The organism is Kordiimonas marina (assembly GCF_023006325.1).
GTDB classification, from domain to species: domain Bacteria; phylum Pseudomonadota; class Alphaproteobacteria; order Sphingomonadales; family Kordiimonadaceae; genus Kordiimonas; species Kordiimonas marina.
This window is the reverse complement of record NZ_JAINDF010000006.1, coordinates 155,563-167,804: the sequence shown is the minus strand read 5'-3', so window position 1 is coordinate 167,804 and position 12,242 is coordinate 155,563. Positions and strand designations below refer to the sequence as shown.

The window sequence follows — 12,242 nt, the reverse complement described above, 5'->3', positions numbered from 1 at the left end:
AGTATCCCTCAATGACCGAAAAGACTCTCGCCTATTGGCAGGCGGTGCAGGCGAAGGCTGGCATCCGCACCAAAGCTTTCATCCATGGCAAATGGGAAGATGCCGCCTCCGGCGCCACTTTCAAGACCATCAACCCGGCCACCGGCAAGGTGATCGCCGAGATCGCCTCGTGTGACACCGAAGATGTCGACCGCGCCGTCGCCTCGGCCCGGAAAGCCTTCAACAGTGGCGTCTGGGCGGACATGCACCCGACCAAGCGCGGTGAAATTCTCGTCAATTTCAGCCGCATGATTGAAAAGCACGCCGAGGAGCTGGCTGTTCTCGAAGTCACCGACATGGGCAAGCCGATCACCGACGCCATCGCGATCGATCTTCCCGGCTGTATCCGCGCCATGCGCTGGTACGGTGAAGCCTGTGACAAGGTGATGGACGAAATCGCGCCCACGGACCCGAGCTCGGTGGCCATGGTCACCCGCGAACCGATCGGCGTTGTCGCCGCGGTGGTTCCGTGGAACTTCCCGCTGATGATGGCCTGCTGGAAACTGGGCCCCGCGCTTGCCGCCGGGAACTCGGTGATCCTGAAGCCCGCCGAACAGTCGCCGCTGACCGCACTCCGCCTCGCTGAAATCGCCCTTGAGGCCGGAATCCCGGCGGGCGTGTTCAACGTGGTGCCCGGCCTCGGCCACACCGCGGGCAAGGCGCTCGGCCTCCATATGGATGTCGACGGCATCGCCTTCACCGGCTCGACCCAGGTTGGCAAATATTTCATGGAATATTCCGGCCAGTCGAACCTGAAGCGCGTGGCGCTTGAGTGCGGCGGCAAAAGCCCGCACATCATCATGGACGACTGTGAAGACCTGGACGCCGCCGCCCACGCGGCTGCGGGCGCCATCTTCTTCAACCAGGGTGAGGTCTGCACCGCGGGCTCCCGCCTGTTGGTCGACCGCAAGGTGAAGGATGAATTCTTCGAAAAGCTCGTCGCCGCCACCAAGGAATGGGTACCGGGTGATCCGCTTGACCCCGCCACCACCCTGGGTGCCATCGTCGATTCCGACCAGTACCGCCGTGTGCTGCGCTATATCGAAAGCGCCGCGAACGAAGGCGCCAAGCTGGTCGCGGGCGGTGCTGCCGCGCGCGTGAGCTCGGGCGGTTTCTTCATCGAGCCGACCATCTATGACGGTGTGACGTGCGACATGACCATCGCGTGTGAGGAAATCTTCGGCCCCGTGCTCGCGGTGATCGAGTTCGACGGCGAAGAAGAAGCCATCAAGATCGCCAACAACACGATCTACGGCCTCGCAGGCGCCGTATGGAGCCAGAATATCAGCCGGGCGCACCGCATGGCGCGCGCGATCCAGGCGGGGACCGTCTGGGTCAACTGCTGGGACCCGACCGGCGACATGAGCATCCCGTTCGGCGGCTATAAGCAGTCCGGTTTCGGCCGTGACAAATCGTTGCACGCGATCGAAAAATATACCAATCTCAAAACCACGTGGGTGCAGCTTTAGGGCTGCACCTTTTTTCGGCCAAGGCTCCACGCGGGGGCCTGGCGGGTGGCGTCCGGGGGGACGCAGTATTATAGGGGTTCAGGGGCATGGATGCTTCTACGGTTGCGGCGGCCGCCGCGCATTTCGGCTTCTGGTCGGTTGTGCCGACGCTTTCGGTGCTCGTGCTCGCGGTCACCATCCATCGCCCGATCGAGGCGCTGCTGTTCGGTGCCGTGATCGGCCAGATCATCCTGGCGGTGATCAACCATATGGGCCCGACCGACGCCATCGTCGCCTACGCCAACTCCACGCTCGCCGCGCTCATGGATGAGGATCTCGCCTGGGTCGTGCTCGTTTGCGGCGCCATGGGGGCGATGATCGGCCTTCTGGTGCGAACAGGCTCCGTCACCGTCTTTATGGACAAGGTGGCCAAGCGCGTGCATTCCCGGAACGGCGCCATTGTCGCCACCTGGCTCATGGGTATCGCCGTCTTCGTGGATGATTACCTCAACGCCATCGCCGTCGGGTCGACCATGAAACGCCTGACCGACCGCTACAAGGTCTCCCGCGAGATGCTGGCGTACCTGATCGATTCCACCGCCGCCCCGGTGAGCGTGATTATCCCGATCTCCACCTGGGCAGTCTTCTTCGGCAAGCTCCTCGAGGATGTGCATCTGGCGCCTGCGGGCGGTGGCCTGCACGCCTATATCAGCGGCATCCCCTACATGTTCTACGCCTGGCTCGCGGTCGCGCTTGTGCCCCTGGTGGCGCTTGGCAAACTGCCGCTTATCGGCCCTATGAAAGCCGCCGAGGCCCGCGCCCATGCTGGTCACTGCGTGCCGCCGCACAAGGGCAAGCTGGTGGCTGAGAAACACCCGATCGATGAGATCGAAGGCAGGCGCCGCTCCATCTGGCTGTTTATCCTGCCGATCGCCAGCCTTGTCGGCTTCACGCTCTATTTCAACCTCGAATTCCTGCCCGCGATCTATACGACGCTGACGCTGACGCTGATCGCTATCATTGGCCTTCGTATCCTCGACCATCATGACGCGTTCGACACGGTGCTCGACGGCTTCAGGACCATGATCGAGCCGCTCGCCATCATTTTCGCGGCCTATGTGCTGAAGGAAATCAACGGCCAGCTGGGCCTCACTGAGTATGTGCTTGAGCTCGCGCTGCCTTACATGAATGCGCAGACCCTGCCCTTCATTATCTTCGCGATCATGGGCCTCGTGGCGTTCGGCACCGGCTCCAGTTGGGGCATGTTCGTGATCGCGCTGCCGGTCATCGCCGAGCTTGCGCTCAAGACCAACGCCAACATCCCGCTGGTGATCGGCGCGACCCTGTCGGCCAGCACCTTCGGCAGCCACGCCTGCCTTTATGCCGATGCAACGGTCTTGACCTCGCACAGTTGTGGTTGTACTTCCCTCCAACACGCGCTGACACAGTTGCCTTATGCCGTGATTACCGCCATTCTGGCACTCACGGGCTTCTGGCTGCTGGCGTAAGCGGAGACCCGCAGAGGGTTGGGGGAAGGTAGACGGTTGAATAAACACAGCGGCATTAATCTGGACAAACTGGGCCAGGAAACTGGTGAAACCGCGCAGGAATGGGTGTACCGCGCCCTTCGCTTCGCCGTCATGTCAGGCCAGGTCCAGCCGGGCCGCGCGCTCACGATCCGCGGCATCGCCGACATGCTGGGCACCAGCGCCATGCCGGTCCGGGAGGCCTTGCGCCGCCTGACCTCCGAAGGCGCCCTGGAGCTCAAGTCCAACCGCCGCATCATGGTGCCGGACTTCAGCCCCGCCTGGCTGGCCGAGCTGCTGGAGCTCCGGATCGTGCTTGAGACCCACGCGGCCGACCGCGCGCTTCCTTACATCAACGACGAAAAGCTGGCTGAGCTGAAGCAGCTCAACGAAGACCAGAACAAGGCGTTCGAAGGCCCGGACCCCGAGGGCATCATCCTCGGCAACCAGGCCTTCCACCGCGCGCTTTATACTTCGCACCCCTACCCCGTGACCCTGCCGATGATCGAGCGGGTCTGGCTCCAGCTTGGGCCGTTGCACCGGCTGGCGCTCGCGAACCTCGAATCCTCCTATGTCACGGACCGGCATGTGGAGATCATGCGCGCGATCGAAACCCGCAACCCGTTCGGCCTGAAGGCCGCGATCGAGGCGGATATCCGGGACGGTGCCGGTTACATGACCCAGACCGAGCTTCTGGAGCGCTACACGCGCGATGAGGCCGGCAACCTGGCCATGCCGGGCAAGGACTATGTCCGCACGCTCACCAAGCAGCGCTGACGCGTCACTCCATCGGAAAATCGAAATCTGTGGCAGGCTATGATTTGAAGCCGTGGTGGTTCATCACGTTGCGCTAGTTCTTACATCCATTTTTTGCACAAGTGATCCTTTCCGAGGTCGATACCCAGTGATCCGGGTTTTTCCTGGTATCAAAGCCACATCCAGTGGTCCCTCCTTTGGTCCCACTATGTACTTCTCCCGTGGGTTTATGCTTTACAGCCATTGTTCGCTCCTATCTATGAGTATTGGATTTAGCTGTTCATGAATATGGGCATTGCATGCCTTAAATGCCCATTTCACCTCCAAGCTATAAATACCATAGATATTAAATATATACTCTGGGTTTATTTTTGAGCTCACGAAGCAGCGCTGACGCGCCCCAACCCCTTCAGCCTTCCGAATAGGTACCCTGACGGTAGCGGAGCAGCCAGCGGCGCGCCTCGCGCACCCACAGGCTCGACTTGCGGCTGCCTGCCCGCCCAGGGGCCGCAGGCTCACGGAAGGTGACCAGCGCGGCCTCGCCCCCCAAGGGCAGCACCTGCAGGTCCTGGGGCTCGTAACCCGCGCCGGGGTTTGCAGCCAGCAACGCAATCACCGCCTCTTTGTCCCGCACGGCGCCGGACGCGGCCACTTCCAGAAAATCGTCATGCAGGAGGTCATCGAGCGCCGACGCGCTCCCGCGTACCGCCGGGTCACCGATCCTGAGTTCGAGCGTATGCAGCGTGGCCTTCAGGTCTTCCTTCTTCATGGTCACCTCACCGGAAAATCGGAATAAGTGTCTGGGTATGGCTCGTGCCTCAGCGTGAAATGCCACCATTCGGGCGCGTACGGCTCAAAACCGTGCCGGGCCATGACATCGCGCAACAGCTTGCGATTGGCCTTCTGGGCGTCCGTAAGGCCTTCTGCGGCATAATGGGAGACGGGGCCGAAAAAGTCGAAGCCGCTGCCCATATCGAGCTCCACGCCGTCCTTCACGAGCGTGAGGTCCACGGTCGAGCCGCGGCTATGGCCTGACTTTTCGGCGATATAGCCTTTCGCCACCAACTGGCCCTTGTCGACGTCCGGGTAATAGTCGGCCTTGCGCACCGTATCACCCGCATCCGCGCACCAGGCCATGAAGTCATCCACCGCGCGCTGCGGTCGGTAGGCATCGAATACCTTGAGGCCAAGCCCTTCGCGTGCAAGCGCCGCCTGCACGGCCTGCAGCGCCTCAGCCGCCGGTTTAGCCAAGAAGGCCTTGTTCGCATGATAGCCCGCCACAGGTCGACCCATGAAGTTCTCACGCCCCGCATAGCGCGCCTCGACGATCAGGCCGGGGATACTGGCCCCCAGGTCAGCAAATCCGGCCTCTTCGGCATCCCTCAACAAGGCTGTGCCCATCCGTTTCCCCATCCAATAATCGCCCCATGAACAAGGCTGATATAAACCTTTGAATTATGCCAAAGGGGTCAAAATAAACCTTTGTCAGGATTACTGCCCTGTCGGCCCCCACATATACTCATAAAAAAATATACTCACAAAAACAGACACGAGCGATAGAACAATGGACCTGACCGAAGCGCAGGACGTGGTGGCAAGAGCCCTGACCCCTTTTCCTTATGACCGTTTCTTTGACGATATCGTCGGGAAACGACCGCTGGCCCTCCTGAAGGGCGGCAGGACGGACCGCGCCACTATTGTCGGGGAAGACCCGGCCACCGAAATCCTGAAGGCGTATGAAAAATACGCCAGTACGCTTACCTGCCATATCCACACGCCACAAACACCGCCTCCCGCACCAAGGCCGGTTGAAAGCCCTAATGGTTTTCTGAGCCTGCTGCGGGAATATCACCAGCACGGCTATACCGTCCGCATCCCGGAGGTGACGGACCTCTCCCCCGCTCTCAGCCGGTTGACGCGGGCGCTGGAAGTGATCCTGGGCAACCCCGCAGGTGTCGTCATTTTCTGGAGCGAGGCGGGCGCAAAGGCCCCCATTCACTATGACGAAACGGACGTTATTGCGATCCAGCTTAAGGGGCAAAAGCGCTGGTTCATTTCCGATGAAACCACGCGGTTGCCGAACACGTGGAAAGCCATGGGCAGAACTGAGCCGCCGATAGGGGCCTACAGCACCTATGATGTCGCCCCCGGTGACTTGCTCTATATCCCCCGAGGCACCGTCCACACGGTAGAATCCACCAGTGAATCCATACACTTAGCTATTGGTTTCGTTCCCGTTACGATCCGGGAAGCCATTGCCTCCGCGCTGGACTATCTATCCGACCTGGACAGGCCGCTACGGGCTGAGCTTGGGAACCGGGCCGATAGCCTCGCCACAGGGCAGAATGGCGCGCTCATCCTCGAGCAGATACGGCACGGCATTGTGAAATTACAGCAACACTGCCGGTCGGACAACTTCATCGAGCAAGCATTGAACCACCGGCAGGCCCGTATGATGACGGACCTGCCCAAGATACAGACCGGCACGCCCCCGATGGCGCCGATCACCGTCAATTCCCTTCTCCGGCACAATCCCCTTGCCACGGCATCGGTTTCAGCAAGTCAGGAGATTGTGGATTTCCGCCAGCCCGGGGAACGAATTCTGGTTCATCCCCATGTTGCGAACGCCATGCACTTCATGGCGACCACGCCCAGCTTCCGCGTGGCCGAAATTCCCGGAGATTTCGGGGACGATATCAGGCTTTCGCTGGCGAACCGGCTTCTCGCCAGCCGTTTTCTCGAAGTCGTGCAGGAAAAGGCAATGCCGGTGGGGGTGGCAAGTTGACCCCTTGGCCGCGTACACAGGAAGACCCCAGCATTTCCTTGAAATAGCACAGAATCAAAAAGCCCCGCACTTGGCGGGGCTTCTTCGATGGTGATCCCTACGGGACTCGAACCCGTGTTTTCGCCGTGAAAGGGCGACGTCCTAGACCGCTAGACGAAGGGACCATGCGGTATTTTTGTCAGGGCCAGCGAGTGGTGATCCCTACGGGACTCGAACCCGTGTTTTCGCCGTGAAAGGGCGACGTCCTAGACCGCTAGACGAAGGGACCATCTCGCTCTGACGGGGGCCTAGATACCGGTCGCCATGTCGCCGGTCAACACCTTTTTGCATTTTTCTTACGGTAGGCCGACGAGCGCTGCATCCTCCAGCGTCATTTCCACCTTCGGGGTTGAACCCCAGGTATCTTTCTTCAGCTTTCCGGCAATATGGAAGCGCCGTCCAAGGCCGGTCAGAAGCACGTGCCCGAGTTCCTGATCCGCCTGTCTGAACGCCATCGCCTTGATCGACTGGCCGTCTTTCGATTTGAAGATACAGCGCAGGTGGTTGGTGCCCACCCGGTCGGCCTTGATGAGGTCCACATTGGGAATGGCGAAGTGCGGGCCCGGGTTCCCGGCACCGAACGGCCCGACCTGCTCTATCTGGTCCAGGAGCTCCACGGTGGCGCCCGACAGGCTGATCACCGCATCGATCTTCAGCGCCCGGCTTTCACGCGCCCGCGCCACTTCATCACGCAGATACTCCCGCAGGAAGCTGCTGAGCTCCTCCAGCTTGTCGGGTGCCGCCGAAAGCCCCGCCGCCATGGCGTGGCCACCGCCCTTGATCAGGAGCCCCTGCTGCACGGCCTCGATGACCGCAGCCCCCAGGTCGACCCCGCTGATTGAGCGCGCGGAGCCCTTGGCCTCGCCGTCATCGATACCGATCACCAGGCTCGGCAGACCGTAGCGGTCCTTCAATCGGCTGGCGACGATGCCGATCACGCCCGCGTGCCAGCCTTCGCCCGCCGCGATCACCATGGTGTCCGGCTCGCCTTCAGGGCCGAGGCCCGCTTCCACCTGCTCCATCGCCGCCTGAAGCACCTCAGCTTCGATCGCCTGGCGTTCCAGGTTATAGCGGTCCAGCTTCTCAGCGATCATCCGGGCTTCGTTGTCGCTGTCGGTCGTCAGGATACGGGCGCCCAGATGGCTTTCACCCACACGGCCCCCGGCGTTGAGCCGCGGCCCGATGATAAAGCCCGCATGGTAGGTGCCCGGCGCTTCCGAAACGCGGCCGATATCCGCGAGCGCATTGATGCCGGCGTTATGGCGGCTCGCCATCACCTTCAGCCCTTGCGTGACCAGCGCGCGGTTAACCCCCGTAAGCGGCACGACATCACAGATGGTGCCAAGCGCCACGATATCCAGAAGGCCCAGAAGGTCCGGCGCGCGCCTGCCCGCATAATAGCCCGCCGTCCGCAGGTCCCGGTTGATAGCGACCGCCAGCAGGAAGGCAACACCGACCGCCGCCAACTGGCCCTGCCCGCTGTCGTCATCCAGCCGGTTGGGGTTGATGATGGCCACGGCCTCCGGCAGCTTGGTTTCGGCCTTGTGGTGGTCAACCACGATGACCTCAAGCCCGGCATCCTTCGCGGCCTTCAGGGGCTCATACGACAGCGTGCCGCAGTCCACCGTGATGACGAGGTCGACGCCTTGGCTCCGAAGTCCTAAAAGCGCGGGCGCGTTGGGGCCGTAGCCTTCGCGCATCCTGTCCGGGATATAGATCCGCACCTTGGCACCAAGCGCGGTGAGAAAGCGGTAGAGAACGGCGCTGGAGGTGGCGCCATCGACGTCATAATCACCGAAGATGGCGATCTCTTCGCCCATTTGGATGGCGCGGACGATACGCGCCGCCGCCTTGTCCATATCCAGGAAGCTGGACGGATCAGGCAGGCTTTCCTTCAGGGACGGCGTGAAGAAGGTTTCAGCGTCCTCCAGGCCGATCCCGCGGCTGTTGATAAGCTGCCCTACCACAAGCGGTACATCGAGCGTGGCGGCTATCGCCTCGGCGATTCTGGGAACATAGGCGCGGGCCTGCCAGGCCTGGCCCAAAATAGAACGGCGGACACCGAGAAGCGGTTCCGCCGTTTCTGTTTTTTCCGGGTCGGCCTGCATCGGGCCCACCCCTTAGTTCGCGCCGTGGACGGTTTTCACCCGGCGGACAGTCTTGCTTTCCGACCGCATGACCAGCGTTTCGGTGGTGAAGCAGCCGTCTTCCTTGTGCACGCCTTCGAGCATGTCGCCGTCGGTGACGCCGGTTGCCGAGAAAATGACATTGCCGGACGCCAGTTCGATCATCGAATATTTGCGGTCCAGGTCCTCGATGCCCCACTTGCGGGCGCGGCTGCGTTCGTCATCGTTCCGGAACAAGAGACGGCCCTGCATCTGGCCGCCGATGCAGCGCAGTGCTGCCGCCGCCAGAACGCCTTCCGGCGCGCCGCCTGAACCCATGTAAAGGTCGATACAGGTTGCGGGGTCGGTGGTGGCGATGACGCCGGCCACGTCACCGTCGCCGATCAGCTTGATGCCGCAGCCCAGGTCACGCAGCTCACGGATAAGCTCGGCGTGGCGCGGGCGGTCCAGCACACAGACCATCATGTCTTCGATGGATTTGCCTTTGGCTTCGGCCAGGTCACGGACGTTCTGTTCGACCGACTTGTCGAGGTCGACGATGCCTTCCGGCAGGCCGCCGCCGACGGCGATCTTGTCCATGTAAACGTCCGGGGCGTTCAGGAGGCCGCCAGCTTCGGAAATCGCCAGCACGGCCAGCGAGTTCGGCATGGATTTGGCGCAGATGGTGGTGCCTTCGAGCGGGTCGAGCGCGATATCGAGCTTGGGCCCGCCGGTGCCGACCTTCTCACCGATGAAAAGCATCGGCGCTTCGTCACGTTCCCCTTCGCCGATGACGATGGTGCCGTCGATCGGCAAGCCGTTGAGGGCCTCCCGCATGGCTTCCACCGCCGCGGCATCGGCGGCTTTCTCATCTCCGCGACCGGTCAGGGCGCTGGCGGCAATCGCCGCGGCTTCGGTGACACGCACCATTTCAAGGACCAGAAGGCGGGTCAGATCCTGTGACGACATCGGCAAGCTCCCCTTATCAGAATGCCTCGATTCTTAACATAGTGGGGGTCTCTAGCACACATTCCAATTTTGTAAAACGGTTGAGTGTTGCCGAAATTGCAGCTTCTGCCGTCAGGTGAGTTGTAAGGACGATATAAACGCCACCTTCGGTCGCACGCCCGCGCTGGAGCATGCTTTCGATCGACACCTGTTCCTCGGCAAGCGCGGCGGTGATGTCCGCCATCACCCCATGGCGGTCGTCGACGCGCAGGCGGATGTAATAGGTGCCCTGATGACGTTCGACCGGCACCGGCACATAAGGCTCAAGTGTTGCAGGTGCAACACCAAAAGCGGGACAACTGTTGCCGCAGCGGGCGACATCGATAATGTCCGCAACCACGGCCGAAGCGGTCGGTCCCTCGCCCGCGCCCGCGCCGACATAGACGGTCTGGCCGACGAAATCACCCTCTACCATCACCGCGTTTGTCGCATCCATCACCCCGGCGAGCGGCGCGGAAATCGGCACCATTGCAGGGTGGACGCGGGTTTCGATGCCTTCCTTGGTGCGCTGTGCGACACCGAGAAGCTTGATCCGGTAGCCGAGCTCCCGGGCATATTCTATATCCACCGGCGCGATGGTGCGGATGCCCTCGGTCGGCAGGTTCTGGATATTCGGCTCCTTCCCGAACGCCATCGCCGCCAGAATCGCGGTCTTGTGCGCGGTGTCGATGCCGTCGATGTCGAAGGTCGGGTCGGCTTCGGCATAACCCAGCCGCTGTGCGTCCGCGAGAACCTCCGAGAAATCAAGGCCTTCGTTCTCCATGCGCGTCAGGATATAGTTACAGGTACCATTGAGGATGCCGCGCACGCCGATGATCTCATTGGCGGCCAGGCCTTCGCCCAGCGCCTTGATGATCGGGATACCACCTGCGACCGCCGCCTCGAACCGGAGCGCGGCGCCCTGCTCCTCGGCCGTTATCGCAAGCGCCTTGCCATGGGTGGCGATGAGCGCCTTGTTGGCGGTGACGAATCCCTTGCCGCGTTCAAGCGCCGCCTGGGAAAGCTTCAGCGCAGGGCCGTCCGAGCCACCGATCAGCTCCACGATCAGGTTGATCTCATCGTCTTCGACCATATCGGCCGCATTATCGTACCAGTCATAGGCGGAGAGATCGACGCCGCGGTCGCGGCTGCGGTCCCGCGCGGAGACAGCCTTGATGCGCACCGGGCACCCCGCCCGCGCGGCAATCAAATCCGCGTGCCCGGTCAGTATCTTGACCACGCCGGCGCCAACGGTGCCAAGCCCCGCGATGCCAAGCACCAGTTCGCGTTTATCGGAATGCGCCATACTCATACTCCTGAAGGGCTTAGTCTTTGTCCTGCTGGGCTTCACGCCACTCAGCCAGAATTTCGTCCTTGTGCGCCATGAAGCGCTTGATGTTCCGGATGGCCTGGCGGATGCGGTGCTCGTTCTCCACGAGCGCGATCCGCACATAGCCTTCGCCATATTCGCCGAAGCCGACACCGGGTGATACAGCCACCTTCGCGTGGGTCAAGAGGAGTTTTGCAAACTCCATCGACCCGATCTCCTTGAAAGCTTCAGGCAGCGGCGCCCAGGCGAACATGGTGGCCTTGGGGCTCGGCACCTGCCAACCGGCAGCGGCGAGGCCTTCGATGAGGACATCGCGCCGGGCCTTATAGGTCTGCCGGTGTTCCTCAATGCACTCCTGCGGGCCATTGAGCGCGGCAGCCGCAGCCACCTGCACCGGCGTGAAAGCGCCATAGTCCAGATAGCTTTTTACCCGCGTCAGCGCGCCGATCAGATGCTTGTTACCGGCCGCGAAGCCTACACGCCAGCCCGCCATGGAATAGGTTTTCGACATGGAGGTAAACTCAACCGCGATATCCCGTGCTTCCGGGATTTCCAGGATCGAGGGCGGCGGCTGGTCGTCGAAATAGATTTCGGCGTATGCGAGGTCCGACAGGATCCAGATGCCGCGCTTCTTACAGAAATTAACCACTTCGCGGTAAAAATTCAGGTCCACGACCTCAGCCGTCGGGTTTGACGGATAATTGAGGATAACCGCCGACGGGCTCGGCACCGAATGCTGGGCGGCCTTTTCAAGCTCGGTCATGAAATCATAACCCGGCGCCATCGGCATATGGCGCACAGAAGCCCCCGCGATCATAAAACCATAAGGGTGGATCGGATAGCTGGGGTTCGGCGACAGGATAACGTCACCGGGGGCCGTGATGGCCTGCGCGAGGTTGGCGAGCCCCTCCTTGGAGCCCAGCGTCACCACAGCTTCGGTTTCCGGGTCGATATCCACACCGAAACGGCGCTTATAATAGCCCGCCAGCGCCTTGCGGAGCCCCGGGATACCCCGCGACATGCTGTAGCCATGAGCGCGCGGATTGTCTGCAGATTCCTTGAGCTTGTCGATGATATGCTGCGGCGTCGGCAGGTCCGGGTTGCCCATCCCAAGGTCGATAATGTCCTCGCCCCGCGCTCGTGCCGCTGCTTTCATCTGGTTCACTTCAGCGAACAGATAAGGCGGCAGGCGTCTGATACGGTAAAAGGCGGGGTTTTCCATGATGA

10 protein-coding genes and 2 tRNA genes are annotated in these 12,242 nt (G+C 61.7%); 4 read left to right on the top strand and 8 right to left on the bottom strand.

Annotation, left to right across the window (positions count from 1 at the left end):
* Positions 1–11: 11 nt before the first annotated feature.
* The 3 genes from K6118_RS14360 (at position 12) to K6118_RS14350 (ending at position 3,790) form a co-directional block, all read left to right on the top strand.
* Positions 12–1,508, top strand: a complete 1,497-nt coding sequence (locus K6118_RS14360; RefSeq protein WP_247121176.1) for an aldehyde dehydrogenase — start codon at positions 12–14, stop codon at positions 1,506–1,508.
* An 86-nt stretch (positions 1,509–1,594) separates the two neighbouring features.
* Positions 1,595–2,995, top strand: a complete 1,401-nt coding sequence (locus tag K6118_RS14355; protein WP_247121175.1) for a Na+/H+ antiporter NhaC family protein — start codon at positions 1,595–1,597, stop codon at positions 2,993–2,995.
* A gap of 36 nt (positions 2,996–3,031) precedes the next feature.
* Entirely contained in the window at positions 3,032–3,790 is a 759-nt protein-coding gene (locus K6118_RS14350) for a GntR family transcriptional regulator (RefSeq protein ID WP_247121174.1), read from the top strand.
* A 388-nt stretch (positions 3,791–4,178) separates the two neighbouring features.
* Here the strand turns inward: K6118_RS14350 and K6118_RS14345 are convergent, their stop codons facing one another.
* Complete coding sequence (locus K6118_RS14345; protein ID WP_247121173.1) at positions 4,179–4,538, bottom strand: nuclear transport factor 2 family protein; 360 nt, start codon at positions 4,536–4,538, stop codon at positions 4,179–4,181.
* Between the two features lie 2 nt (positions 4,539–4,540).
* Positions 4,541–5,170 (bottom strand): M15 family metallopeptidase, encoded by a 630-nt coding sequence (locus K6118_RS14340; protein ID WP_247121172.1) that lies wholly within the window; start codon positions 5,168–5,170, stop codon positions 4,541–4,543.
* 163 nt (positions 5,171–5,333) lie between these two features.
* Here K6118_RS14340 and K6118_RS14335 point away from each other — a divergent pair, with 163 nt between their 5' ends.
* Positions 5,334–6,554: a JmjC domain-containing protein gene (locus K6118_RS14335; RefSeq protein WP_247121171.1), complete on the top strand. Its 1,221-nt coding sequence runs from the start codon at positions 5,334–5,336 to the stop codon at positions 6,552–6,554.
* An 88-nt stretch (positions 6,555–6,642) separates the two neighbouring features.
* Here the strand turns inward: K6118_RS14335 and K6118_RS14330 are convergent.
* The 6 genes from K6118_RS14330 to K6118_RS14305 form a co-directional block, all read right to left on the bottom strand.
* A tRNA-Glu gene (locus K6118_RS14330) sits at positions 6,643–6,718 on the bottom strand.
* A 28-nt stretch (positions 6,719–6,746) separates the two neighbouring features.
* Positions 6,747–6,822, bottom strand: a tRNA-Glu gene (locus K6118_RS14325).
* Between the two features lie 67 nt (positions 6,823–6,889).
* Positions 6,890–8,701, bottom strand: a complete 1,812-nt coding sequence (gene recJ / locus K6118_RS14320) for a single-stranded-DNA-specific exonuclease RecJ (RefSeq protein WP_247121170.1) — start codon at positions 8,699–8,701, stop codon at positions 6,890–6,892.
* Between the two features lie 12 nt (positions 8,702–8,713).
* A complete protein-coding gene (gene glpX / locus K6118_RS14315) occupies positions 8,714–9,667 on the bottom strand; it encodes a class II fructose-bisphosphatase (RefSeq protein WP_281500816.1) in 954 nt (317 codons plus the stop codon).
* Between the two features lie 16 nt (positions 9,668–9,683).
* On the bottom strand, positions 9,684–10,991 hold the full coding sequence (locus K6118_RS14310) for a homoserine dehydrogenase (protein WP_247121169.1): 1,308 nt from the start codon (positions 10,989–10,991) through the stop codon (positions 9,684–9,686).
* A gap of 19 nt (positions 10,992–11,010) precedes the next feature.
* Complete coding sequence (locus tag K6118_RS14305; protein ID WP_247121168.1) at positions 11,011–12,237, bottom strand: LL-diaminopimelate aminotransferase; 1,227 nt, start codon at positions 12,235–12,237, stop codon at positions 11,011–11,013.
* Between the last annotated feature and the right edge of the window lie 5 nt (positions 12,238–12,242).

What these genes read in the sequence shown, in the direction of transcription:
- K6118_RS14360 (WP_247121176.1), top strand. Translation starts at nt 12, where the DNA reads ATGACCGAAAAGACTCTCGCCTATTGGCAGGCGGTGCAGGCGAAGGCT.
- K6118_RS14335 (WP_247121171.1), top strand. Translation starts at nt 5,334, where the DNA reads ATGGACCTGACCGAAGCGCAGGACGTGGTGGCAAGAGCCCTGACCCCT.
- recJ (WP_247121170.1), bottom strand. Translation starts at nt 8,701, where the DNA reads ATGCAGGCCGACCCGGAAAAAACAGAAACGGCGGAACCGCTTCTCGGT.
- K6118_RS14305 (WP_247121168.1), bottom strand. Translation starts at nt 12,237, where the DNA reads ATGGAAAACCCCGCCTTTTACCGTATCAGACGCCTGCCGCCTTATCTG.
- K6118_RS14340 (WP_247121172.1), bottom strand. Translation starts at nt 5,170, where the DNA reads ATGGGCACAGCCTTGTTGAGGGATGCCGAAGAGGCCGGATTTGCTGAC.
- glpX (WP_281500816.1), bottom strand. Translation starts at nt 9,667, where the DNA reads ATGTCGTCACAGGATCTGACCCGCCTTCTGGTCCTTGAAATGGTGCGT.
- K6118_RS14355 (WP_247121175.1), top strand. Translation starts at nt 1,595, where the DNA reads ATGGATGCTTCTACGGTTGCGGCGGCCGCCGCGCATTTCGGCTTCTGG.
- K6118_RS14310 (WP_247121169.1), bottom strand. Translation starts at nt 10,991, where the DNA reads ATGGCGCATTCCGATAAACGCGAACTGGTGCTTGGCATCGCGGGGCTT.
- K6118_RS14345 (WP_247121173.1), bottom strand. Translation starts at nt 4,538, where the DNA reads ATGAAGAAGGAAGACCTGAAGGCCACGCTGCATACGCTCGAACTCAGG.